This window comes from Streptomyces justiciae (assembly GCF_015163075.1).
GTDB lineage: Bacteria > Actinomycetota > Actinomycetes > Streptomycetales > Streptomycetaceae > Streptomyces > Streptomyces justiciae.
Genome location: NZ_JADDXU010000002.1, coordinates 29673 through 54076 on the forward strand (window position 1 = coordinate 29673; position 24404 = coordinate 54076).

General features: G+C 71.7%; 24 protein-coding genes. 15 read left to right on the forward strand and 9 right to left on the reverse strand.

Annotation, left to right across the window (positions count from 1 at the left end):
* Positions 1-22: 22 nt before the first annotated feature.
* From IQ210_RS48170 to IQ210_RS04310, 5 genes are all read left to right on the forward strand, one after another.
* Entirely contained in the window at positions 23-1519 is a 1497-nt protein-coding gene (locus IQ210_RS48170) for an alpha-N-arabinofuranosidase (protein ID WP_194077171.1), read from the forward strand.
* A gap of 88 nt (positions 1520-1607) precedes the next feature.
* Positions 1608-2621, forward strand: coding sequence for a LacI family DNA-binding transcriptional regulator (locus tag IQ210_RS04295; RefSeq protein ID WP_194077173.1), 1014 nt, complete (start codon positions 1608-1610; stop codon positions 2619-2621).
* 344 nt (positions 2622-2965) lie between these two features.
* The gene (locus IQ210_RS04300) at positions 2966-3640 is read left to right on the forward strand and encodes a response regulator transcription factor (RefSeq protein WP_194077174.1); all 675 of its coding nucleotides are present in this window, start codon (positions 2966-2968) and stop codon (positions 3638-3640) included.
* A gap of 19 nt (positions 3641-3659) precedes the next feature.
* A complete protein-coding gene (locus IQ210_RS04305; RefSeq protein WP_194077175.1) occupies positions 3660-5321 on the forward strand; it encodes a hybrid sensor histidine kinase/response regulator in 1662 nt (553 codons plus the stop codon).
* 79 nt (positions 5322-5400) lie between these two features.
* Positions 5401-6300 carry an SGNH/GDSL hydrolase family protein gene (locus IQ210_RS04310; protein ID WP_194077176.1) on the forward strand — a complete coding sequence of 300 codons (900 nt, stop codon included), beginning with the start codon at positions 5401-5403 and terminating at the stop codon, positions 6298-6300.
* A 3-nt stretch (positions 6301-6303) separates the two neighbouring features.
* Here the strand turns inward: IQ210_RS04310 and IQ210_RS04315 are convergent, their stop codons facing one another.
* Positions 6304-6786, reverse strand: coding sequence for a VOC family protein (locus tag IQ210_RS04315; protein ID WP_194077177.1), 483 nt, complete (start codon positions 6784-6786; stop codon positions 6304-6306).
* A gap of 107 nt (positions 6787-6893) precedes the next feature.
* On the opposite strand from IQ210_RS04315, the gene IQ210_RS04320 reads away from it, so the two are divergent.
* From IQ210_RS04320 to IQ210_RS04330, 3 genes are all read left to right on the forward strand, one after another.
* Positions 6894-8108 (forward strand): epoxide hydrolase family protein, encoded by a 1215-nt coding sequence (locus tag IQ210_RS04320; RefSeq protein WP_194077178.1) that lies wholly within the window; start codon positions 6894-6896, stop codon positions 8106-8108.
* A 149-nt stretch (positions 8109-8257) separates the two neighbouring features.
* Positions 8258-8896, forward strand: a complete 639-nt coding sequence (locus tag IQ210_RS04325; protein WP_059197082.1) for a ClpP family protease — start codon at positions 8258-8260, stop codon at positions 8894-8896.
* 1 nt (position 8897) lies between these two features.
* Positions 8898-9500, forward strand: coding sequence for a ClpP family protease (locus tag IQ210_RS04330; protein WP_194077179.1), 603 nt, complete (start codon positions 8898-8900; stop codon positions 9498-9500).
* A gap of 15 nt (positions 9501-9515) precedes the next feature.
* Here the strand turns inward: IQ210_RS04330 and IQ210_RS04335 are convergent, their stop codons facing one another.
* Entirely contained in the window at positions 9516-10082 is a 567-nt protein-coding gene (locus tag IQ210_RS04335) for a helix-turn-helix domain-containing protein (RefSeq protein WP_194077180.1), read from the reverse strand.
* An 85-nt stretch (positions 10083-10167) separates the two neighbouring features.
* On the opposite strand from IQ210_RS04335, the gene IQ210_RS04340 reads away from it, so the two are divergent.
* Entirely contained in the window at positions 10168-10965 is a 798-nt protein-coding gene (locus IQ210_RS04340) for a class I SAM-dependent methyltransferase (protein WP_194077181.1), read from the forward strand.
* A 163-nt stretch (positions 10966-11128) separates the two neighbouring features.
* Positions 11129-12016, forward strand: a complete 888-nt coding sequence (locus IQ210_RS04345; RefSeq protein WP_194077183.1) for an RNA polymerase sigma factor SigF — start codon at positions 11129-11131, stop codon at positions 12014-12016.
* A 41-nt stretch (positions 12017-12057) separates the two neighbouring features.
* On the opposite strand, the gene IQ210_RS04350 is transcribed toward IQ210_RS04345, so the two are convergent.
* Both IQ210_RS04350 and IQ210_RS04355 read right to left on the reverse strand, forming a co-directional pair.
* Positions 12058-12513, reverse strand: a complete 456-nt coding sequence (locus tag IQ210_RS04350) for an ATP-binding protein (RefSeq protein ID WP_194077185.1) — start codon at positions 12511-12513, stop codon at positions 12058-12060.
* Between the two features lie 96 nt (positions 12514-12609).
* Entirely contained in the window at positions 12610-13854 is a 1245-nt protein-coding gene (locus tag IQ210_RS04355) for a DUF6777 domain-containing protein (protein WP_194077186.1), read from the reverse strand.
* A 161-nt stretch (positions 13855-14015) separates the two neighbouring features.
* Here IQ210_RS04355 and IQ210_RS04360 point away from each other — a divergent pair, with 161 nt between their 5' ends.
* On the forward strand, positions 14016-15320 hold the full coding sequence (locus IQ210_RS04360; RefSeq protein WP_194077187.1) for a streptophobe family protein: 1305 nt from the start codon (positions 14016-14018) through the stop codon (positions 15318-15320).
* A 25-nt stretch (positions 15321-15345) separates the two neighbouring features.
* On the opposite strand, the gene IQ210_RS04365 is transcribed toward IQ210_RS04360, so the two are convergent.
* The 4 genes from IQ210_RS04365 to IQ210_RS04380 all read right to left on the reverse strand — a co-directional run bounded on the left by IQ210_RS04365 (position 15346) and on the right by IQ210_RS04380 (position 19681).
* A complete protein-coding gene (locus tag IQ210_RS04365) occupies positions 15346-16335 on the reverse strand; it encodes a serine/threonine-protein kinase (RefSeq protein WP_194077188.1) in 990 nt (329 codons plus the stop codon).
* Positions 16325-16870: an SH3 domain-containing protein gene (locus IQ210_RS04370; protein ID WP_194077189.1), complete on the reverse strand. Its 546-nt coding sequence runs from the start codon at positions 16868-16870 to the stop codon at positions 16325-16327. Before IQ210_RS04370 ends, IQ210_RS04365 begins: the two co-directional genes overlap by 11 nt.
* Positions 16870-19197 carry an ABC transporter ATP-binding protein/permease gene (locus tag IQ210_RS04375; protein WP_194077196.1) on the reverse strand — a complete coding sequence of 776 codons (2328 nt, stop codon included), beginning with the start codon at positions 19195-19197 and terminating at the stop codon, positions 16870-16872. The genes IQ210_RS04370 and IQ210_RS04375 overlap by 1 nt, the downstream gene beginning before the upstream one ends.
* A gap of 73 nt (positions 19198-19270) precedes the next feature.
* Positions 19271-19681 carry a hypothetical protein gene (locus IQ210_RS04380; protein WP_194077198.1) on the reverse strand — a complete coding sequence of 137 codons (411 nt, stop codon included), beginning with the start codon at positions 19679-19681 and terminating at the stop codon, positions 19271-19273.
* 346 nt (positions 19682-20027) lie between these two features.
* On the opposite strand from IQ210_RS04380, the gene IQ210_RS04385 reads away from it, so the two are divergent.
* Both IQ210_RS04385 and IQ210_RS04390 read left to right on the forward strand, forming a co-directional pair.
* On the forward strand, positions 20028-20411 hold the full coding sequence (locus IQ210_RS04385; RefSeq protein WP_194077200.1) for a nuclear transport factor 2 family protein: 384 nt from the start codon (positions 20028-20030) through the stop codon (positions 20409-20411).
* Between the two features lie 63 nt (positions 20412-20474).
* A complete protein-coding gene (locus IQ210_RS04390; protein ID WP_194077202.1) occupies positions 20475-20756 on the forward strand; it encodes a DUF1905 domain-containing protein in 282 nt (93 codons plus the stop codon).
* A 6-nt stretch (positions 20757-20762) separates the two neighbouring features.
* Here IQ210_RS04390 and mgrA read toward each other — a convergent pair whose 3' ends face one another.
* Positions 20763-21758, reverse strand: coding sequence for an L-glyceraldehyde 3-phosphate reductase (gene mgrA, locus IQ210_RS04395; protein WP_194077204.1), 996 nt, complete (start codon positions 21756-21758; stop codon positions 20763-20765).
* Between the two features lie 151 nt (positions 21759-21909).
* On the opposite strand from mgrA, the gene IQ210_RS04400 reads away from it, so the two are divergent.
* Together IQ210_RS04400 and IQ210_RS04405 are read left to right on the forward strand one after the other, a co-directional pair.
* Entirely contained in the window at positions 21910-22827 is a 918-nt protein-coding gene (locus IQ210_RS04400) for a LysR family transcriptional regulator (RefSeq protein WP_194077206.1), read from the forward strand.
* A gap of 68 nt (positions 22828-22895) precedes the next feature.
* Positions 22896-24383: a carotenoid oxygenase family protein gene (locus IQ210_RS04405; protein ID WP_194077208.1), complete on the forward strand. Its 1488-nt coding sequence runs from the start codon at positions 22896-22898 to the stop codon at positions 24381-24383.
* The last annotated feature ends 21 nt before the right edge of the window (positions 24384-24404 follow it).

The following is a 24404-nucleotide window of genomic DNA, read 5'->3' on the forward strand; positions in this document are numbered from 1 at the left end:
GCCTCGTCCTGGAGTGCATCTAGTGTCAGACACCACTGCCGTCATCAACCTCGACCTCGAGGGTCCGACGATCAGCCGGCATCTCTACGGCCACTTCGCCGAGCACCTCGGCCGCTGCGTCTACGGCGGTTTCTGGGTCGGCGAGGACTCGCCCATCCCCAACGAGGGCGGTATCCGCCTCGACGTCGTCGAGGCCCTGCGCGCCCTGAACATCCCCAACCTGCGCTGGCCCGGCGGGTGTTTCGCCGACGAGTACCACTGGAAGGACGGCATCGGCCCGCGCGAGCAGCGGCCCCGGATGGTCAACACGCACTGGGGCAACGTCGAGGAGAACAACCACTTCGGCACCCACGAGTTCATGGCCCTGTGCGAACTGCTGGGCGCCGAGCCGTACATCAGCGGCAACGTCGGCTCGGGCACCGTGCAGGAGATGAGCGAGTGGGTGGAGTACCTCACCCGCGACGGCGACAGCCCCATGGTGCGGTTGCGCAAGGCCAACGGGCGTGAGGAACCGTGGCGGGTCAGGTTCTGGGGCATCGGCAACGAGACCTGGGGCTGCGGCGGCAACATGCGCGCCGAGTACTCCGCCGACCTGGCCCGCCAGTACGCCACGTACTGCCGCGACCACGGCGAGAACAAGCTGTACCGGATCGCCTCGGGCGCCTCGGACGCCGACTACAAGTGGACCGAGACGCTGATGCAGCAGATCAGCTGCTTCGGCTGCGAGGCCACCCCGAAGAACTTCTTCCAGGGCCTGTCCGTGCACTACTACACGCTCGCCGGCCCCTGGGAGGCCAAGGGCAGCGCCACCGACTTCGACACCGACGACTACTACCGCACGATGGCGGCGGCCCAGAAGATCGACCGCATCCTCACCGGCCACTCCACCGTCATGGACGTCTACGATCCCGGCCGCACGGTGGGGCTGGTGCTGGACGAGTGGGGCACCTGGTGGGACGTGGAGCCGGGCACCAACCCCGGGTTCCTGTTCCAGCAGAACACCCTGCGGGACGCACTGGTCGCGAGCGTCCACTTCGACATCTTCCACAAGCACGCGGCGCGGCTGCACATGGCCAACATCGCGCAGACCGTCAACGTCCTCCAGGCGATGATCCTCACCGACGGCGACAGCCTGGTGCTGACCCCGACCTACCACGTCTTCGAGATGAACAAGGGCCACCAGGACGCCAGTTCACTCACCGTCCACCTGCGGGGCGAGGACACGGAACAGGGGCGCCTGTCCGCCTCCGCCAGCGTCAAGGACGGCACGGTGCTCATCTCGCTCTCCAACCTCGACGCGGAGGCACCGGCCCGGGTGACGCTCGACCTGCGCGGCGGCGGCCTCGGCGCGACGACCGCCCGTATCCTCACCGCCGACCGGCTCCAGGACCACAACGCCCCCGGCACACCGGAGACGGTCGCCCCGCGCCCCTTCGACGACCTCAAGACAACCGACCGGGGGCTCGAACTGACCCTGCCGCCCCACTCCTTCGTCACCGTCCAGGCCCCGCTGACCTGACCCGCGCCCCGGCCCTGCCGCTCACGAGGGGGCAGGGCCGGGATGTAATGGTCCGGCGGACCTCGGCAGCACAGAACAGGGGGTGACCATGGCGACCATGCAGGACGTGGCCCGGGCGGCCGGTGTCTCGGCGATGACGGTGTCCAACGTCATCAACGGTCATCCCAAGGTGAGCGAGGCGACCCGGGAGAAGGTCCTCCAGGCCATGGCCCGCCTCGACTACCGCGTCAACGTCTCCGCCCGCAACCTCCGCAAGGGCCGTACGGGCACCATCGGCCTGGCCGTCCCGGAGGTCGACAGCCCCTACTACGGCCGGCTGGCCGCGGCCATCATCGCCGCGGCCGCGCCGCGCGGCCTGCGGGTCGCCATCGAGCAGACCTACGCCCTGCGGGACAGCGAACTCGAGGCGCTGGCCCTGTCCCGCAACCGCCTCTACGACGGGCTCATCCTCAGCACGGTGGGCATGGGACCGCAGGACACCGAGTGGCTGACCATGGACCACCCGGTGGTCATCCTGGGCGAGCGGATCTTCGGCGGCCCGGTGGACCACGTGGCCATGCCCAACGTCGAGGCCTCCCGGGCGGCCACCCGTCACCTCGTGGAACGGGGCTGCCGGCGCATCGCGTTCGTGAGCGGCACGGTCGGCGAGGAGGTCGACGTGTCGAGCCTGCGCCACACCGGCTACCGGCAGGCCCTGGCGGAGGCCGGCCTGCCCCCGGGCCCGGAGCTGCACCGACGCCTGGCGGCCTTCTCCATGGCCGAGGGGGCGCGCTGCGCCCGGGACATGGTGGAGAGCGGTCTCGACTTCGACGGGGTCTTCTGCGTGACCGACACCGTGGCCATGGGGGTGCTGCGCGGCCTGGCCGACGCCGGGGTCCGGGTACCGGAGCAGGTCAAGGTGATGGGCTTCGACGACGTCCCCGAGAGCGGCTTCCTGGTGCCCTCCCTGTCCACCGTCGACCCCGACCACGACACGATGGCCGAGCGCGCCGTCAGTCTCCTGGTCCGGCGGATCGAGCGGACCGGCGCCCGTCCGGAGCCGGAGGAGTTCGTCAGCCGTTTCACGGTGGTGGCACGGGAGTCGACGGGCGGCCCCGCCTGACACCGCCCGCCGCCCTCACCAAGGCATCGGTGAGCGTGACAGCGGGCGCGTGCTCCCCGGCCGGGGCCCGGTAGGCAGGGCCGAGCGGCTCCAGCGTGTTCTCGTGCGAGCCGTCCGTCCCCGTGCCCTGCCCACCGTGCGCCCCGGACGCCATGTTCCGGAGCGGGCGCGGGCGGTGATGTCGTCATCCCCGCACCGCGCGCACCCGCTCCGGAACTCCCCCTGGGCGGCTCCCCCTTGAACCGTGGGCATTTACTGTTCTACCTTCGCCACATGGTCGGGGCATCAACGCCCGCTCACCGGTGCCACAACGAGCGGACGGCAGTTGGGCCGGGTGATGCGGCATGCGTCCGCACCTCGCCTTGATCGAGGACGACTCCGACTTCGCACTGATGTGCCGTTCCTATCTGGAGCGGGCCGGTTTCACCGTCACCTGGGCCATGGACGCCCGCGCCGGCAAGGCCGCGCTGCACGAGGGCGGCATCGACCTGGCCGTCCTCGATCTGGGCCTGCCCGACGGCAGTGGCCTGGAGCTGCTGCGGGCGCTGCGCTCCACCAGCCGGCTCCCCGTCATCGTGATCACCGGCCGGGGTGCGGAGGCCGACCGGGTGGCGGGCCTGGAGATCGGGGCGGACGACTACCTGGTCAAGCCGTTCTCGCAGCGGGAGCTGGTGGCCCGTATCCGCGCCGTGCTGCGCCGCTCGCAGCCGCCGGAGACGCCGGCCGTGTTCCAGATCGGCCCGCTCCGTATCGACACGGCCGCCCGCCAGGCGTCCTGCGAGGGGTTCCTGCTGGTGCTGCGGCCCAAGGAGTACGCGCTGCTGGAGATGCTGGCCGCCGCGCCCGGCCGGGTCTTCTCGGCGGAGCAGCTCCTGGAGCGCATCTGGGGCGCGTCCTGGCAGCAGCCCGCCACCGTCATCGAGCACGTCTACCGGCTGCGCGGCAAGCTCGCCCGGCTGCCCGTACCCGCGCCGCGGATCACGACCGTCCGCGGCTACGGCTACCGACTGGACCCCTGACCTGCTCCGGAGAGCCGCCATGCCCGAGACCCTGGACTTCCGGCGCCTCTTCGACGCCACTCTGTCGCCGCTGCTGATCCTCACCCCCGACTTCACCATCGTCGAGGTCAACCGCGCCTACCTGACGGCGACCAGGACCGAGCGCGCCATCGTCGGGCAGCGGATCTTCGAGGTGTTCCCCGACAACCCGGACGACCCGACGGCTGACGGCGTCGCCAACCTGCGGCGTTCGCTGGAGACGGTGGTGGCGACGGGCCGTACCGACACCATGCCGCTCCAGCGGTACGACATCCCCACGGGCGAGGCGGGCGGCTTCGACGAGAAGTACTGGAGCCCGGTCAACACCCCGGTCCTGGACGCGGACGGGCGGGTCACGCACGTCATCCACCGGGTCGAGGACGTCACGGAGTTCGTGCATGTGCGCCGGGTGGGGCGGGAGCAGCGGCGGGTGGCCGCCGAGGCGCAGATGCGGGCCGAGGGCATGGAGATCGACCTGTTCGTGCGGGCCCGGGAGATCCGCGAGGTCAACGAGCAGCTGCGCCGCGTCAACGCGGAGCTGGACGCGGCCGGGCGTCGGCTGCGGGAGGAGCAGCAGGCCAAGGACCGGTTCATCGCCACGCTCTCGCACGAGCTGCGCAACCCGCTCGCCGCGGCGACCGCGGCCACGGAACTGCTGGCGCTCGACATGCCCGACGGTCATCCGGCGCTGTCCGTGCTGGAGCGGCAGCTGGGCACGCTGGTGCGCATGAGCAACGACCTGCTCGACGGCACCCGGGCGCTCACCGGACGGCTGGAGCTGGTGCGCGAGCGGGTCGACGTGCGGTCGGTGGTGGAGAGCGCGTGCGCCGACATCCGTGGCTTGTTCGGGCACGAGGGCCGCAAGCTGGACGTGGGGCTTCCGGCGGCGCCGGTGGTGGTGGACGGCGACCGGCTGCGGCTGGCGCAGGTGCTGACGAACCTGCTGTCGAACGCGCTCAAGTACACGCCGCCGGGCGGCCGCACCGAGGTCGCACTGCACGCCGACGACGGCGGGGCCCGGCTGACCGTCCGGGACGATGGCATCGGTTTCGACCCCGCCCAGGCCGAGGACCTGTTCGGGGTGTTCACGCGGGCGGCCCCGGCCGGTCCCGACACACCGGAAGGCCTGGGCCTCGGCCTGGCCGTCGCACGGACGGTGGTCGAGCTGCACGGGGGCCGGATCAGCGCGCACAGCGAAGGCCCGGGCCGCGGCGCGGCGTTCACGGTGCTGCTGCCTGTCGCGGACCCGACGGCACCGGAGCCGCCCCGGCCCGTGGTGGTGCGCCCGGCCCGGCGTCAGCTGTCCATCCTGATCGTGGAGGACAACGCCGACCTGGCCCTGACCTACCGCACCCTGCTCCAGCGGCAGGGCCACCATGTCACCGCCGTGCACACGGGCGCCGACGCGCTCACCGCCACCGAGGACGGCCTCTTCGACGTCGTCCTGTGCGACCTGGGTCTGCCCGACGTCGACGGCTACACGGTCGCCCGCACGATCCGGGCCCGGCCGCACGGGGACCGGGTGCGGTTGATCGCGGTGTCCGGATTCAGCCGGGGCACCGACCGCGCCCGGTCCCGTACGGCGGGCTTCGACGCGCACCTGGCCAAGCCGCTGCCGCTCAACGACCTCATCGACCTGCTGGAGGATCCCGACCGGGCGTGACCGGCGTACGTCTTCCGCCTTGTGCCCTGCTGTGCTTGCCTGGGGAGCCGATTTCGGTGTCCGGGGCGGGAGTTGCCGCATGCGCAAGCCGTGGATCGTGGGACTGCTGCTGGCCGGGGTGCTGCTCGGCGCGTGCGGGGACCCGGAGTCCGGACCGGAGGCGGCCCCGCCGTCGCCGGCGGTCGGCACCACGCATCAGCGTGCCGCCGCCAGCCCCAGCGCCACCGTCCCCGCCGAGCCACCGAAGGTGCTCTATCTCGGGGACTCCCTCGCGATGGAGGCGCAGAAGGTGCTCGGCCAGGAGCTGCGCCGGGATCTGCGGGCCGACTACACGAGCCGTCCGTACTCGGGGACGACGGTCTGCGACTACCTGGAGGGCACCGGCGCGAAGTCCCTCGTACCGGACGGCCACAAGGCGGCCGCGCTCGTGCGGTCGCTGCACCCGGACTTCGTGGTGCTGCAGTTCTGGGGCAACGCGTGGGGCTACACGTGGTGCATGGACGGCATCACCCACGCCGACGACCCGACGACGTACTACAAGCGGTACCGGGCCGACATGTCCCGGCTGACCGAGCAGATCGCCGCCGCGGGCGGTGCCGCGCGGCCGCGGATCGTGTGGGTGGCGCAGGGCCCGGACCCGATCACCCCCGACCGGGTCCGGCGCGTCAACGAGCTGTACGAGCAGCAGGCCGCCGCCACCGGGGACGTCGTCGCGGACGCCGGGGCCCGGGTGAGCGCGGCCGGCGCCCGCTACACCTGGGTGCAGTACCTGCCGTGCGACACCTACGAGCACGAGCACCCCGCCTACTGCACCCAGCCGGGCCGGGACCGGACCGCCCTGCACCTCGACAAGGACTATCTGCACTTCTGCCTGGCGCCGACGACGGCCACGCCGAAGCCCTGTCCGGTCCGCTCGCCCGGCATCCTGCGGATCGCGCGGGAGATCACCCGCGTGATCGGCCGGGCCGCCGCCGGCTGACGCTCACTCGCCGGCGTAGACCCGCTCCAGCTCGGCCTTGTCGAACTTGCCCATCGCCATGAACGCCTTCGTCACCCGGACCGCCTTCGCCGGGTCCGGGTCGCTGACCATGGCGATCAGGTTGTCCGGGACGACCTGCCAGGACACGCCGTACTTGTCCTTGAGCCAGCCGCAGGGGCCGGGCTCGCCGCCGTTCTCGGTGAGCTTGGCCCAGTAGTAGTCGATCTCCTCCTGGCTCTCGCAGAAGATCTGGAAGGAGATCGCCTCGGTGAACTTGAACTGCGGTCCGCCGTTCAGGGCGACGAACTTGTGGCCGTTGGCCGTGAAGTCCACGGCCATCACGGAGCCGGGCTCGCCGATGCCGCCCTCGTTGACCCGGGCGATCGAGCCGATGCTGGAGTTCTTGAAGATCGAGACGTAGTGGTGCGCGGCTTCCTCGGCATTGCCGTCGAACCAGAGACACGTGGTGAAACCGTCGGTCGCCATGGGTTCCTCCTGGGGCGTGGAATCGCTGTCGTGGGTGTGGACCGATCCATGCCGCGAAACTCATCGGTCGTACGCCTGACTGCCCCGTCCGGCCTACGATCCGCACCATGACGTCAGCTCCCACGGAAGGCAGCGCGGAGACCGTCCGCCCCTACCGCATCGACATCCCGCAGAGCGACCTCGACGACCTCCACACCCGCCTCGACCGCACCCGCTGGCCCGACGACCTCTCGGCGACCGGCTGGGCGTACGGCGTACCGGCGGACTATCTGCGCGACCTCGTCCACCACTGGCGGCACTCCTACGACTGGCGGGCCGCCGAGGCGGAGCTCAACGAGTGGCCCCAGTTCACGACCGTCATCGACGGGTCGACCGTGCACTTCGCCCACGTCCGCTCCCCCGAGCCGGACGCCACGCCGCTGATCGTCACGCACGGCTGGCCGGGTTCGATCGCCGAATTCCTGGACATCGTGGGCCCGTTGACCGATCCGGCGGCCCACGGAGGCGATCCCGCCGACGCCTTCCATGTCGTCGTACCGAGCATCCCCGGCTTCGGGCTGTCCGGGCCGCCCGCGGACACCGGCTGGGACGTCGGCCGGATCGCCCGTGCCTGGGACGAGCTGATGCGGCGGCTGGGCTACGAGCGGTTCGGCGCGCAGGGCGGTGACTGGGGCTCGGCGATCTCCCGTGCGCTGGGCCGGGTCTGTCCCGACCGGGTCGTCGGCGTCCACCTCAACCTGGTGATGGGCGCGCAGGCCACCCATGAGCCGACGGAAGAGGAACTCGCCGCGCTCACGCCCGAGGAGCGGGAGCGCACGCTGGAGTCGTGGCGCCGGTGGAGCGCCTGGTCGCGTGACGGGATCGGGTACGCAATCCTGCACTCCACCCGGCCGCAGACCCTGGCCTACGCCCTGACCGACTCGCCGGTCGGCCAACTCGCCTGGATCGTCGAGAAGTTCCAGGAGTGGACGGACTCGGAGCGGTACCCGGAGGAGGCCGTGGACCGGGACCGGCTGCTGACGAACGTGATGCTGTACTGGCTGACGGGGACGGCCGGTTCGGCCGCCCGCATCTACTACGAGAACGCCCGCTCCCAGGCCGGGCGGGCGGCCCGGCCCACCGAGCCGTCGACGGTCCCCACCGCGGTGGCCGTCTTCCCGGCCGAGATCTCGATCCCGCTGCGGCGGAACGCGGAGCGCACCGACACGATCGTGCGCTGGACGGAGCTCGACCGCGGCGGGCACTTCGCGGCGCTGGAGGAGCCGGAGCTGCTGGTCGAGGACGTCCGGGCGTTCTTCCGGCAGCTGCGCGAAAAGGCCTGATCCTGCGCGGAAAGGCCTGATCAGAGCCCCTCCACCGGCTTCTCTGCCCGTGGCGAATCTGCCACGGGCAGAGAAATCGGCCACGGGCGGCCGGTGGGGTCAAGAGTGAAGTCGACGGCATCCCGACCACTCCGCACGGAGGCGAACCGATGACTCCACTCACCCCGCTCCTGCCGCGGGCCGAGGAGGGCGACACCCCGCCCTCCCGGTTCGACGACGACCTGGCCGCTCAGTTGCTCGGGCAGCGGATCGTCCTGCTGGGCACGCAGGTCGACGAGGTCTCCGCGAACCGCGTCTGCTCGCAGCTGCTGATCCTCTCCGCCGAGGACCCGCGCACCGACATCAGCCTGTACATCAACAGCCCGGGCGGCTCGGTGTACGCGGGCCTCGCCATCTACGACACGATGCGGCTCATCCCGAACGACGTGTCCACGCTCGCCATGGGGTTCGCGGCCAGCATGGGGCAGTTCCTGCTCTGCGCCGGCGCACCCGGCAAGCGGTACGCGCTGCCCAACGCGCGGATCATGATGCACCAGGGCTCGGCGGGCATCGGCGGCACCACGGCCGACATCGAGATCCAGGCGGAGAACCTGGACCACAGCAAGCGGACCATGGAGCGGCTGCTGGCCGAGAACACGGGCCAGACGCCGGAGACCATCGCCCACGACGGCGACCGGGACCGCTGGTTCACGGCCGAGGAGGCCAGGGAGTACGGCATGGTGGACCGGGTCCTGGAGTCCCTCGCGGACGTCCGCCCGGCCGCCTCGAAGCGACGGATGGGGCTGTGACATGGGGAACTACACGATTCCGTACGTCGTCGAGCGCACCGCGCACGGCGAGCGCACCTCTGACGTGTTCAGCCGGCTGCTGTCGGAGCGGATCATCTTCCTCGGCACCGAGATCGACGACGGCGTGGCCAACGTCGTCATCGCGCAACTCCTCCATCTGGAGTCCTCGGCGCCGGACCACGAGATCTCGATCTACATCAACTCCCCCGGCGGCTCGTTCACCTCGCTCATGGCGATCTACGACGCGATGACGTACGTCCAGGCGCCGATCTCGACGGTCTGCGTCGGCCAGGCGGCCTCCACGGCGGCCGTGCTGCTCGCCGGCGGGGACCCGGGGCGGCGGATCGTGCTGGAGCACGCGCGTGTGCTGCTCGGCCAGCCGGCCAGCGGCGGCAGCCGGGGCATGATCTCCGACCTCGCGCTCCAGGCCAAGGAGATGATCAGGATCCGCGCGCAGGTGGAGGAGGTGCTCGCCCGGCACACCCACCACGACATCGCCACCCTGCGCGCCGACATGGACCGCGACAAGTTCTTCACCGCACAGGAGGCCGTGGCGTACGGGCTGGCCGACGAGGTGCTCAGCCGGCGCCTCGTGACGGTGTGAGACGCCGGGCGCGCGTCAGGCGGCCAGGCAGAGGCCGTCGTACGACGAGGCCGTCGTCCGGCGGGTTCCGGTGGACGTCCGGCTGGTGAGGCGGATCAGCTCGCCCTGGGCCCGCGCGAGCAGGTCACCGAGTCCGAGGCCGAGGGCCTGGGCGGCGGCCGCGAGAACCTCCGACGAGGCTTCCTTGCGGCCCCGCTCCACCTCGGAGAGGTAGGGCATGGAGATCCGCGCGGCATCGGCGACGTCCTTCAACGTCCGCTCCTGCTCCAGCCGTTCACGCCGCAGCACGTCACCGACGAGGTCCCGCCACAGGGGTTCCTTCGGGGGCGGCGAGCCGGCGGGCCGATCGGCGACGGGGCGGACCGGTGCGGCACTGTCGGACAGCCGCCGGGCAGTTCCCGGACCGGCGATCTCCGGGCGGGTGGTCGCGGGGCGGGCGGAGGACGTGCGGGCGGGCGCGGGGCGCGTGGTTCCCTGGCCGGTGGTTCCCGGGTGGGCGGCGGACGGGCGGGCGGTCTCGGGGCGGCCCGGGATCGGGCGCAGCGGGATGACGCGGGCTTGGTTCGGCGCTTGTTCGCTCACCTTCCCAGCCTAAAAGCGTTGGACGGCTTGGGAAGGGATCAGCATTCTGCCCTGGGTGGAATCGCGGAGAGCGAAAGGTGCGGGCATGGCGCTGCGGGAGACGTTCAACGAGGACGCGGAACTCTACGACCGGGCGCGGCCCACGTATCCGCCCGACCTGGTCGGCCAGTTGGCCCGCGCGTCCGTTCTGGGCCCCGGACGCCGCGTCCTGGAGGTGGCGCCCGGCACCGGTCAACTCACCCTGCCGCTGGCGCAGTTCGGAGGCCAGGTCACGGCCGTGGAGCTGGGCCCCGACATGGCCGCCGTGGCCCGTCGACGGCTGCGGGACTTCCCCCAAGTGTCCGTGGAAGTAGCCGACTTCGACGACTGGCCCCTGCCGGCCGAGCCCTTCGACCTGATGGTGTGCGCGACCGCTTGGCACTGGCTCGACCCGGCCCGGCGTGTGGAGAAGGCCGCGGACGCGCTGGCGCCCGGCGGCCTGCTGGGCGTGATCGTCACGGACCATGTGGCGGGCGGCACCACGGAGTTCTTCCACCGCTCCCAGCAGTGCTACCGGCGCTGGGACCCGGCCACACCGCCCGGTCTGCTCCTGAAGGAGGCGGACGAGATCCCCCCACCGACCGAGGAGTTCGAGCACTGCCCGCGTTTCGAGAACGTCGCGGTGACCCGGTACTTCCAGGAGATCACGTACACCACCGACGAGTACCTGGACGTCCTGCTCACGTACTCGAACCACCGCGCGCTGGACACCGCGCGCCGCGAGGGCTTGCTGGCCTGCATCCGGGAGCTGATCGACTCCGCCTACGACGGCCGCATCACCAAGCGCTACCTCCACGACCTGATCACGGCCACCCGCACCGGATCGTCACCAGTGGATCTGTGACGTCCGTCATAGACGCGCGCAGGAGCCGCACGCCACACCCGCCGTCCACCGCCTTCTCACCGTCCCGGCACCGCGCCGCGGGCATGCCCTGCCCCACCAGGGGTACGCGCTGAGTGAGGACCGGCGGGTCGCCCGCTGGTCAAACCGTGACGTGGGAGAGGACATGGACACCGCCGTGACCGGGTCGGAGGCACAGCTCGTCGAGAGGACCGCCGGGACCAGCACGGGTGACGGACCGCTGCCAGGAGTCGTGGACCCGCGGAGCGTCGCGCCGCGTGACGCGCGGGAGCTGTCGCGCCAGTTCTTCCAGCGCCTGACGGAGGTCGAGGAAGGCACACACGAGTACCAGTACGCGCGCAACACGCTGATCGAGATGAACATGTCCCTCGTGCGGTTCGCCGCCGGCCGCTTCCGCGGTCGCGGCGACGACATGGAGGACATCGTCCAGACCGGCATGATCGGCCTGATCAAGGCCATCGACCGGTTCGAACTCGCGCGGGAGGTCGAGTTCACGTCCTTCGCGCTGCCCTACATCGTCGGCGAGATCAAGCGGTTCTTCCGGGACACCACCTGGGCGGTGCACGTGCCGCGGCGGCTCCAGGAGCTGCGGGTGGAACTGGCCAAGGCGCGCGAGGAGCTGGCCAGCAGGCTGGACCGGGAGCCGACGGTGGCCGAACTCGCCACCTTGATGAACATCTCCGAGGACGAGGTCGTCGAGGGCCAGATCGCCTCCAACGGCTACAACTCCGCCTCGCTGGACGCCGCCCTCACCGGCGACGGGCCCGAGCACGGCGAGTCGGTGCTCGCCGACTTCATCGGCGTCGAGGAGGACGGACTGCGGCTGGTCGAGGACTTCCAGTCGCTCGCGCCGCTGATGGCCGAACTCAGCGACCGCGACCGGCAGATCATCCATCTGCGGTTCGTGGAGGAGGCCACCCAGGCGGAGATCGGCGAACGGCTGGGCTGTTCGCAGATGCATGTGTCCCGGCTGATCAAGCGGATCATCGCGCGGTTGCGCGAGGGCATGCTGGGCGAGCTGGGCTGCGCCTGAGGACCGGGGCGAGGGGTGGCCTGCCGGGACGGCTCCGGCGGTCACCTCTCGCCGAGTCTGAGAACCGCGCTGACCCGCTTGCCGACCGGTACGCGCTCGGCGGTGACCTCCGCCGCCAGCGCGTGGACGATCTCCAGGCCGTGCCGGCCGACCCGTTCCGGGTCCTTCGGGAAACGCAGCGGCAGCGCGGCGCTGCTGTCGTAGACGGACACGGTCACGGCGGCGTCCGTGCCCTCCAGATCCAGGATGTACGGCCCGTTGCTGTGCCGGTCGGCGTTGGTGACCAGCTCGCTCACCACCAGGAGCACCTCGTCGTCGGCCCGGGCGCCGATCTCGGCGCACCACTCGGTCCTGAGCTGGTCGAGGAAGTGCGCGGCGAAGTGCCGGGCCTCGGCGATGCATCCCGGTTCGCCCGTGTAGTGGGCCGCCCGCCGGAGTGGGTCGACGGGCACGTCGAAACCAGTCGGTATCACTGCCCCGTCCAGGTGCTCGATCATGCGTTTCTCTCTCGGAAGCCGGACTGGCCGGACGCTGCTGCACCAGTGCTCGTACCCCGAGTGAAGCGCCGCAGTCCCCATAACGGGTCGTGTCGGTCACACCGGCGGTGATGTCACGTCCGGGGCATCGGGGGCGGGGGTGCCGAGCGAGGACTGCTCTTCCGGCGTGTCCTCCTGCGGCGTCGCCGGTTCGGTGGTCTCCGGTTCGGGAACCACCGGCGCGGAGCTCGGCGTGGGCGAGGACGGGCTCGCGGACGTCGGCGGACACGGGGTCGCCGAACCGGTGGGTGTCCCGGTGGGCGTTCCGGTGGCCGTGGACACACACGGTGCCGGGGAGGACGGGCCGGTGGGCGGCGTGGTGGACGGTGACGTCGGGGTCGTGGGAGGTGTCGGCGTCGTCACGGTCACGGACGGCGAGGGGTTCACCGGTGGGACGGTGTGCTGGTCCTTGTGACCCGTGTCGCCGCGGTGGCGGGCGATCCACTCGTTCTCGTCGGGGTCGTAGATCACGAAGACGTTGATGACCGTGATCGACGGCGCGACCACGACCACGTTCGTGGGCCGGTACGACGCCCATCTGTCGCCGGTCTGCTTCGGCGTGGTCTGCTGGGCGACCGGCGGGGTGAGCGGGTTGCCGCAGGCGCAGCGGACGCGGGGCACGCCGCGGCTGTCGACGAGGACGGCGGTGCCGGCCTGGAGGACGGCCTGGTAGCTGGTGGCGGCGCCGTCGCGGTAGCCGTGGTTGGTGACGCGGGTGTCCATGCGCAGTTGTACGGGGGTGAGCGCGCGCAGGTAGGCGGGGACGCGGGACGGCTGGACGCCGGCGACGGAGGCGAAGGCGTTGTTCTTCGCGGGGGCCGCCTGGAGGGCCTTGATCTGGGCCTCCACGTCACAGCTGGAGACGTTGCGGGTGCCGCCGTAGAGGCCGGGTGCGCCGCCGTCGACGCCGCGTACCGCGTTGGTCGCGGCCGACTCGGTCGCCGGGGAGGGGGAGACGGGCGGGGCGGAGCTGTCGTTCGCGGTGGACTCGGTGAAGGGTTCGGGGCCGGTCTTGGAGGCGGTCTGGAGGAAGACCTCGCCGCCCTTGGCGGTGCCGCCGCCCCCGCCGCCGTCGGAGCGGCTGAAGACGAGCGCCAGCACCACGGCGGCCACGACCGCGGTGGCGAGCACGGCGACCCTCGGCACCGACCGCCACCAGGGGCGGTGCGGTTCCGGCGAGGGCGTCCCGCCGCTGCTGCCCGGGGGCTGCGAAGGCGGCCCCGAGGGCGGCTGGGAGGGACCCGACAGCGGACCTGAGGGCGGTCCGGTGGGCCGGCCGGAGGACGGAGGTTCGGCGCTCACGAGCCCTTCTTCCCGACGTGGGGCTATGCGGCTTTTCTACGCTTACGCCGCTTTTATCCACGACGATTCCATTGTGTGCTCCGGTCCGGTGCGGCTCGCAAGCCGACGCGGACGGCCCTCCCGGCGGGCGGCGTCCCCGGGGGCTGCTTAGCGTGGGCAGGGTGAGCCCGAGAACCCGCTCCGACCAGGCCGTTGCCCCGCACGGCTGGGTACAGGCCGCCGTCACCGTGCTGTCCGGACTCCTCGTCATGGGCGTGACCGCGGCCCTGGGGCTGTGGGCGGCGGGGGCGACGGATCTGCCGGACGGGGCGTTCCTCCGGGTCGTCGCGGCGACGGTCGTCACCGCGGTGGGCGGCACGATCGAGCTCTCCGGGAACGCCGGCGGCCTCGCCGACACCCAGGCGGGTCTGACGGTGATCCCGCTGTCGGTCACGCTGGCCGGTGCCCTCGTCCTCGCGGCGGGTTTTCTACGGCCGCTGCGGCACCGCGTGGTGGCGGGCGCCACGGAACTGGCGGGCTGGGCGGCCCGGGTCGCCGTGCTGTGGGTGCTCGGCCTGATCGCCCTCGCCCTGGGGGCGCGTCAGACCTTCACGCTCTCCCTCGGCGAGAGCGCGCTCTCCGACCTCGGCGACCTGTTCGGCGTCACCCCGGAGGTCGGCTTCAAGACGGACGTCCCGCTGACGCTGCTGTTCGGCCTGCTCTGGCTGGCCGGGGTGCTGGCGCTGGCGCTGCTGGTCTCGCGCGGGGCGCCGCTGCCGGGCCGGCTGCTGCGCTTCCAGGCGTCGGTGCGGCCGGCGGCGTACGCGATGGTCGTGCTCCTGCTCGCCTATGTGGCCCTCGGCATCGTCATCGCCCTGGTCGTCGCGGTCACACGCGGTCACGCGGTGGAGACCCTGGCCGTGATCCTTCTCGGCCTGCCGAACCTGGTGTGGCTGACCTTGACGCTGGGCCTCGGCGCGACCTGGAACGGCCGGGTGGAGGGTCCGTTCGGGCTGCCGATGCCACACGTCCTCGACGAGGTGCTGCGCTCGAAGGACACCGCCACGCTGAACCTGTCCACCCTCGCCGACTACGACGGCAGGGTGTGGTGGCTGGTGGCCGTCGACGCGGTGCTGCTGCTCGCCGCCGCGTTCGTGATGGCGGCCCGCTCCCCCGCCCGGATGCGCGCCTGGCAGCACGCCCTGCACCTGGCGGTCGCCCTCGCGCTCACGGTCCTGATGATCTGCCTGCTCGGCCGCATCACCGCCCACTACGGCCTGTCGGTCCTCGGCATCGGCGACCTCGGCGGCGACCTGAACGGGGAGCTGTTCCTCGAGCCCGAGGTGTGGTCCGCGGTCGGACTGGGCGCGCTGTGGGGTCTGGTCGCGGGCTTCCTGGGCGGGTTGCTGGCGCGGCCGGTGCGACGGCGGGGCGAGACGGACGCGCACGGGCCGGCCGACCCCGGCCACGGCCCTGTCCGGCCGTGACACCGCCCCGTCCGGTCGCCTACGGCTAGCCGCCCCTGAAGACCGGTTGTGCCCATGGCGGCGGCTGTTTCGGGCCCGCCACCGCGGAGTTCGCGATGCGCAGGGCGACCTGTGTCGGCGCGTGGCCGCCCGTGCGGTCGCCGGTCATGGCCGTGCGCAGGGCGGAGACGAAGGTGAGGCAGGTGCCGTACCGGTCGTCGGGGCTCTTCGCGAGGGACTTGGCGAGGACCGTGTCGGCGTTCGGCGGGAGGTCGGGGCGGGCCTCGGTCAGTGGGGGCGGTTGGTCGTACTGGTGGGCCCAGAGCAGGGCCATGTCGTCGTCGCGGCGGAACGGGGGGCGGCCCGCGAGGGTCTCGTAGACGACGCAGGCGAAGCCGTAGACGTCGCAGCGGCCGTCGACGGGCTTGCCGGAGATCTGCTCGGGGGCCACGTAGTCGAGCGTGCCGACGAACTGGCCGACCGTGGTGAAGCCGGTCAGGGACAGGGACTTCTTCGTCAGGCCGAAGTCGGTGAGGTAGGCGTGCTCGGGATGGTCGCTGTCGGTGCCGCGGGCGATGAGGATGTTGCCGGGTTTCACGTCCCGGTGGACCAGTCCGTGGTCGTGGGCCGCGTCCAGCGCGGAGGCGATCTGGGCGGCGATCCGCAGAGCGGGTTCGGGCGCCAACGGGCCGCGGCGGTCGAGGAGATGGCGCAGGTCGCTGCCCTCGACGTAGCGCATGGCGATGTACAGGACGCCGTCCGTCTCGCCCGCCTCGAAGACGGGGACGATGTGCGGGTGGTCGATCGCGGCGGCGGCCCGTGACTCGTGGGTGAAGCGGCGGCGGAAGGTGTCGTTGCGGGCGAGTTCGGGGGCGAGGAGCTTGAGGGCGACCGTGCGGTCCAGGCGCAGGTCGTGGGCGCGGTAGACGACGGCCATGCCGCCGCGGCCGATCTCGCGCTCGATGCGGTAGCCGGCGATCTGCCGGCCGATCAGCTCGGAGGGCCGGCCGGAGAAGAGGCTGGTGTCACGGGCCATCGGGCGTCACGACCTGGGTGGCGGCGTGCCCGGGCTCCCCGGCGGCGGCGCGGGGCGCCTCCTCGGCGGCGTAGGTGCTCAGCCGGGTGCCGTCGGCGTAGACCCAGCGGCCGTGCTGGGCGTCGTACAGCCAGACCGACTCCCCGTCGACGACGACGCCGATCCGCAGGCCCCGGGTGCGGCTCTGGAAGCCCTCGCCGTCCAGGCCGCCGCCGGCCAGTTCCTCGACCGCGGACCGGTAGCGCGTGAGGGTCTCCTCGGCGCGGGCGAGCAGGGGGCGGGGGTCGGCGGTGCGGGCGAGCGGGGCGTCCGCGACGGGCGGGTCCTTGGGTACGGCGACCAGGAAGCGGCCGTCGACCCAGGCCGACCAGCCGTTGGCGCACAGCACGTGCCCCCAGTCGCCGCGCCGCTCCACCAACTGGACCGGCAGCAGCGGGTCGAGGGGGACGGTGGGCCGGGCGGGGTCGGGGGCCTCCCAGGCGGGCATGCCGTGCTGGGGAACGACGTGGGTGGGCCGGAAGCCGGGGGTGGTCATCACGACTTCCGCAGGACGGCCGGTTCGTGGCGGCGCAGCAGGCGGGAGACGACGTATCCGAAGAGCGCCGACAGGACGACGAGCATCCCGACGTCGATCAGCCACACCTTCGCCGAGTGCCGGAAGAGCGGATCGGTGGTCAGTTCGCCGGGCACGATCCGGGCGAGGCCCACCGTGCCGGCCATCGCGCCCAGGGCCCAGCGCGAGGGCACCAGCCAGGACAGCTGCTCCAGGCCCGGCACCCCGTCGAGCTTCAACAGGGCGCCGCAGAACACAACTTGGACGATGGCGAGCAGCACCAGCAGCGGCATCGTCACCTCCTCCTTGCGGACCAGCGCGGAGATCAGCAGGCCGAGCATCATCGCCGTGAACGCCAGCAGGGCGACGGCGACGGTGATTTCGACAAGGGGCGACATCAACACGCCTTCGCCGCCGGGCGCGTTGAGGTCGACGCCGAGCAGGGCGACCAACGTCAGGACCACGGCCTGCAGGACGGTGACCGTGCCCAGGACGACGATCTTCGACATCAGGTACGCCGATCTGGACAGGCCGACGGCCCGCTCGCGCTGGTAGATGGTGCGTTCCTTGACCAGTTCGCGCACCGCGTTGGCCGCCCCGGTCAGCACGCCGCCGACGCACAGGATCAGCAGCGCGTTCATCGCCGTCTCCTGCGTCAGCTTGCTGCCGGCCAGGGCGCGGGCCATGGCGCCCATCACGAACGGCAGCGCGATCATGATGACGAGGAAGGTGCGGTCGGCGCTGAGGGCGGTGGCGTAGCGGCGGATCAGGGTGCCGAGCTGGGCGCCGCGGCTGCGCGGCCTGGGCGGCGGGGTGATCACGACGGGGCCGGACCGCGGCACCCGGGGCTGGCCGGAGGCCTCGGTGACGTACTGCCGCTGGAAGGGGGAAGTGCGGAACTCCCCCGCCCAGTCCCGGTCCTGGTCCCGTTCGAAGGCCTCGAAGGCCTCGGGCCACTGCTCGTAGCCGAAGTAGGCGAGGGTGTCCTCGGGCGGCCCGTAGTAGGCGATCCGTCCGCCGGGGGCGAGGACGAGGAGCCGGTCGCAGACGTCGAGGCTGAGGACGCTGTGGGTGACGACGATGACGGTCCGGCCGTCGTCGGCGAGGCCCCGCAGCATGTGCATCACCGAGCGGTCCATGCCGGGGTCGAGGCCCGAGGTCGGCTCGTCGAGGAAGAGCAGCGAGGGCTTGGTGAGCAGTTCCAGGGCGACGCTGACGCGCTTGCGCTGGCCGCCGGAGAGGCTGTGCACCGGCTGGTCGGCGCGCTGGCGCAGGCCGAGTTCGTCGATGACCTCCTCGACGCGCGCCTGCCGCTCGGCCTTCGCGGTGTCCTGCGGGAAGCGGAGCTCGGCGGCGTAGGTGAGGGCGGCGCGGACGGTGAGCTGGGCGTGCAGGATGTCGTCCTGCGGGACCAGGCCGATGCGCTGGCGCAGCTCGGCGTAGTCGCGGTACAGGTCGCGGCCGTCGTACAGGACCGTGCCGTGGTCGGCGGGGCGCTGGCCGGTGAGGGCGCCGAGGAGGGTGGACTTGCCGGCGCCGCTCGGGCCGACGACCGCGAGCAGGCACTTCTCCCCCACCGGGAACGACACGTGGTCCAGGAGCGTCTTGCGGCCGCGGTCGACGGCGACGCTCAGGTCCTGGACGTCGAGGGAGACCTCGCCGGTGTCGACGTACTCCTGCAACTGGTCGCCGACCAGGCAGAACGCCGAGTGGCCGATGCCGACGACGTCACCGGGGCCGAGCAGGGCGCGGGTGACGGCGCTGCCGTTGAGGTAGGTGCCGTTGTGGCTGCCGAGGTCGACGATCTCGTAGCTGCCGTCGGGGAGGGCGCGCAGTTCGGCGTGCCGCCGGGAGACGACCAGGTCGTCGATGACGAGGTCGTTGTCGTCGGCGCGGCCGATGCGGACCGTGCGGGTCGGGAGCGGGCGGACAGTGGTGGGCTGCCGGAAGGTGCCGGTGAGGCCGGGCATGGAGACGGCCGAGGGGCGCTCCGGGGCGATGAGGACCGCGCGCGGCCCGTCGGAGGGGCTGCCGAAGCGGATCACGCAGCCGGGGCCGACGTCCCGTTCCTGGATGCGCAGGCCGTCGGCGTAGGTGCCGTTCGTGCTGTGCTCGTCGGCCAGAGTCCAGTGGTCGGCCTCGGGCCGCAGCACCGCGTGGTGCCAGGAGACCCGGGCGTCGTCGATCACGATGTCGCTCAGGGGATCGCGTCCGACGTGGTAGTCGTGGCCCGGGCTCATCACGGTGGAGCCCGCCTCGGTCTCCAGGACGAGTTCGGGCGCAGTCGGCGCGCTCGGCCGCTCTGCCATGCCGAGATTCTATCGATTCGTCCTGGTGTGCGCCTTTTGTGCGAGGTGCCTCGACCGGCACCTGCGAGGTGCCTCAGCCGACGGAGACGACCAGTGCCGGGATCGTGCGCTGCATGCGCAGGGCGTCCACCGACTCGGCGAGGAGTTCGTACTCGGTGGTGTCGTCGCTGGTGGCGATGCGGATCAGCCGCCCGGCCGCCAACTCCTCGGCGACCAGCTCCTGTTGGGCGGCGTCCCCGCACCAGGCGCGGAGCACGGCGGGCACGTCGGGCACGGAGTGGGCGACCGGGACGAGCGCGCTCGGCGGGATACGGCTGATCTCGGGCTGCGGATCGAGACGCTCGGCGATCCACGACGCCCGGTCCCGTAACCACCACAGGGCGAGGGCGAGGGTGGGGGCCCGGTAGCTGCCGAGCGGTACGCCGATGCGCTGCCCTCCGCAGGTTCCGTACGCGGTGACATGGCACAGGAATTCGTCGTGCACGTTCACTCCCCCGGTGCGTAGTGCGCCTGTCGGCTGGCCTCGCTTTCGATGCGGCTCCGGACTTACGGGTCACCGCGGCTCATGTGCGGTGTGTGATGGCATCCTCGCTGGATGTGAATGCCCTGTCAGTTGAGTATGTTCACTACTGAAACACTGTCACCACGACTTTCCGGCCACTCTCCTGGCATATTCACCAAGGGAGTTGGCCGAAACGAGGCGACCCTCGCATTACCCGTGGGGTAATCGACGGGCCGCGGCGCGGCGGGCATGGTTGCGGTACCGGGTCACCACGACAGGGACTCGGGTCCTGACCAGCAGAGACGACCTCGACGGAGGCTGATGCCGCATGTCCGCGAACACCGAGCGTTACGACAGTGCCGTCGCACGTTATTTCGAGGCCTGGAACGCCGTCGACCAGGAGACCCTGACGAAGGCGGTGGCGGCTGCCTGGGCCCCGGAGGGCAGCTACACCGACCCTCTGGTCGACGTCAGCGGCCACGAGCAGATCGCCGCGGTGATCGCGGCGGCGCACGAGCAGTTCCCGGGGTTCGTCTTCTACCCCACCGGGGTCGTGGACGGTCACCACGACACGGCGCGTTTCTCCTGGGAGCTGGTGAACGAGGCCGACGGCTCCGCGCCGGTCGCGGGATTCGACGTGATCACGCTGGACGAGCAGGGCCGCATCCGGTCGGTGCTGGGGTTCCTGGACCGGGTGCCGGCCGGGGCGTGATGAGTTTCGGCGCCCGTGGCGGTCTCCTGAAGGAGAGCCCACCACGAGCGAGAGGCGGACGTCATGACCGCGAAGATCGACCGGCAGTTCACCGCGGAGCTGGTCAAGAGCCCCGAGGAGGGCGGCTGGACCTATCTGGTCTGGCCCGAGTCCGTCGCGTTCTTCGGCACCCGCGGCCTGGTCAAGGTCAGCGGGACGATCGACGGACATCCGTTCCGCAGTTCCTTCATGGCCCTGGGCGACGGCCGGCACAAGCTGCCGGTGAAGGCCGAGGTGCGCAGGGCCATCGGGAAGGAGGCGGGCGACACGGTGACCGTCCGCCTCCAGGAACGCCTTTCTTCGTAAACGGCCCTACTTCTTGATCACCGCGTCGATGCGGGCCAGTTCCTCCGCGTCGAAGTCCAGGTTGGCGATGGTGCCGACGCTGTCCTCGATCTGCTGCGGGCTGCTCGCGCCGACGAGGGCGGAGGTGACCCGGCCGCCGCGCAGGACCCAGGCCAGCGCCAGCTGCGCCAGGGTCTGGCCGCGGGACTTGGCGATGTCGTTCAGCTCGCGCAGCTGGGCGACCAGGTCCTCGGTGAGGGCGTCGGAGTTCAGGAAGGGGCTGTCGCTCGCCGCCCGCGAGTCCTCGGGGATGCCGTCGAGGTAGCGGCCGGTGAGCACGCCCTGCTCCAGCGGGGAGAAGACGATCGAGCCGACCTGGAGCTCGTCCAGGGCGTCCAGCAGGCCCTCGTCCTCGGGGCGCCGGTCGAGCATCGAGTAGCGCGGCTGGTGGATGAGGAGCGGGGTGCCCAGGTCGCCCAGGATGCGGGCGGCCTCGCGGGTCTGCTCGGCGGAGTAGTTGGAGATGCCGACGTACAGCGCCTTGCCCTGCTGCACGGCGGAGTGCAGGGCGCCCATCGTCTCCTCCAGCGGAGTCTCCGGGTCCGAGCGGTGCGAGTAGAAGATGTCGACGTAGTCGAGGCCCATCCGCGTCAGGCTCTGGTCCAGCGAGGACAGCAGGTACTTGCGGGAGCCCCACTCACCGTACGGGCCGGGCCACATCAGATAGCCGGCCTTGGTGGAGATGATCAGCTCGTCGCGGTACGCCGCGAGGTCGGACTTCAGGGCCTCGCCGAAGGCGGACTCGGCGGCGCCGGGCGGCGGGCCATAGTTGTTGGCCAGGTCGAAGTGGGTGACGCCGAGGTCGAAGGCGCGGCGCAGGATGGCACGCTGGGTCTCGACGGTGCGGTCCGCCGGGCCGAAGTTGTGCCACAGGCCGAGCGAGATCGCGGGAAGCTTCAGGCCGCTGCGTCCGGTGCGCCGGTAGGGCATGTCCGCGTAGCGGTCGGGGTGTGCGGTGTACAACGCGACTCCAGAGGGGTTGGCACGGTTTCCCGAGGGGCTCTGAGCAGATGCCTGAGAGCCGGTATCCACTCTTTCGTGACCTGGGCGCATTGGTCCAACAGAAGAATCCGATGGAATTCAGCGGACGGGTTTCTGAGTAGGCTTCTGCGTCATGGAACTCCGCCATCTCCAGCACTTCGTCGCGGTCGCCGAGGACCAGCACTTCACCCGGGCCGCCGAGCGGCTGCTGGTGTCCCAGTCCGGGCTGTCGGCCTCGATCCGGGCGCTGGAGCGGGAGCTGCAGACCCCGCTGTTCGTGCGCACGACCCGGCGGGTGACGCTCACCCCCGCCGGGCGGGCGCTGCTCGGCGAGGCGGAGCGCATCCTGGCGCAGGTCCGCTCCGCCCACGAGGCGGTGGCCGCGGTGCAGGGGGTGCTGCGCGGGATGCTCGCGCTCGGCTCCGAGCAGTGCATCGCCGGCGTGTACGTGGCGGGGCTGCTCGCCTCGTTCCGGCGCCGGCATCCGGACGTCGAGATCTGTCTGCGGCAGGCCGGTTCCGGCGCGCTCGCGGAGGAGGTCGCGGCCGGCCGCCTGGACCTGGCCTTCGCGGTGCGGACGGCACAGGAGGACACCGACCAGCTGCGTGTCGTACCGCTGGCCGCCGAGCCGATGACCGTCCTGTGCCATCCCGACCACCGGCTCGCGCGTGCCGGGGCCGCCGTGACCCCGGAGGACCTGGGCGGCGAGGTCTTCGTCGACTTCCACCCGGACTGGGGCCCGCGCCGCACCACCGACGCCGCGTTCGCCGCCGCGGGCGTACGTCGGGCGGTCGCGCTGGAGGTGAACGACGTGCACAGCCTGCTGGACCTGGTGGACGAGAACCTCGGCGTCGCCGTCGTACCGCGCCACTTCCGGCACAAGCGGCCGTCCCTGACCGCACTGCCCATGAAGGGCACCGGGGAGGCCGTGTACGAGACCGTCGCGCTGCTGCCGCCCGAGCAGGCCACCAGCCCGGCGGCCCGGGCCCTGATGGCGCTGCTGGAAACAGGGGGCGTAGGTACACCCCAGGACGGGGCCCACCCCTCCTGACCCAGCCCGTCCCCCACCGCAGACTCATGAGCGTCCACTCACGACAACTGCGGTCAGGAGCACGGGAGATGACGGACCACACACGACGGAACGTACTGCGCGGCGCGGCGGCCATCGCTGCCGCGGGAGGACTGGTCGGGGCAGGAGCCCGGGCGGCGGTCGCCGCGCCCCAGGCGCCCACGACGCACCGATTCCCCTTCCTGGAGGGCGCGTTCGCGCCCGTCACCGAGGAACTGACGGCCTTCGACCTGCCGGTGACCGGCCGCGTCCCGCACGATCTGAACGGCCGCTACCTTCGAAACGGCCCCAACGTCCTGGGACTTGAGGACCCGCGCGCCCATCACTGGATGCTCGGCGACGGCATGGTGCACGGCGTGCGGCTGCGCGGCGGATGCGCCGAGTGGTACCGCAACCGCTGGGTGCGCTCCTCCCAGGTGGCGAAGAAACTGGGCGAGCCCTACCCGGGCCCGGTGCCGCCGGACGACTTCCCGTGCAACACCCATGTGATCCCGTACCGGGGGCGCGTCCTCACGCTCCAGGAGAGCGGCCCGCTGCCGTACGAACTCGACGACGAGCTCAACACCGTGGGGACGTACGACTTCCGGGGCACTCTGAAGGGGCCGCTCACCGCGCACACCAAGTTCGACGTCCACGCCGGTGAACTGCACGCCATCGCCTACTACCCGACCTGGGACCACGTACGGCACCTGGTCGTGGACCCGACGGGCCGGGTGTCACGCACGACCAGGATCCCGGTGGCGGACGCGCCGATGATCCACGACTTCGCCCTCACCGAGCACCACGTGGTCATCCTCGACATGCCGGTGACCTTCGACCCGGCCGGCGCCGAGCGCGGCGACATCGTGCCGTACGTCTGGAACGACAGGCATCCGGCGCGGGTGGGGGTGCTGCCGCGCAAGGGCGGTGCGGTGCGCTGGTTCGAGGTCGACCCGGTCTACTACTCGCACACCCTCAACGCCTACGAGGAGGGGTCGGAGATCGTCGTCGACATGACGAACTTCGACGCGCCGTTCTTCGTCGCCGGCAAGGGTTCGGGCGGCCCGTACGGGGCGAGCACGCCGCGCCTCGACCGCTGGACGATCGACCTGCGGCACGGCCGGGTGCGCACCCGCACTCTCGACGACCGCCCGCAGGAATTCCCGCGCGTGAACGAGGCGTTGGTGTCGCGTCGGCACCGTTACGGCTACTCGGCGGCGTCCGCCGAGATGGCGCAGGCCTATATGACGGTCGACGGCGACCCGCCCGACCGGGCGTTCAGCAACGCGCTCATCAAGCAGGACCTGCTGCGCGGCACGACCCAGGTGCACCGGCTGCCGCGCGGCGCGGCGGCGAGCGAGGCCGTGTTCGTGCCGCGCGAGCACGGCACCGCCGAGGACGACGGGTACGCGATCGCGTATGTGCACAACCCCGATCGCGGGGCGTCCGACCTGGTGATCCTCGCCGCCCAGGACTTCACCGGTGAGCCGGTGGCCCGCATCCATCTGCCGGGGCGGGTGCCGCTCGGTTTCCACGGGAGCTGGATTCCGGACGCGTGAGGCGGCCGGGTGCGCGATGGT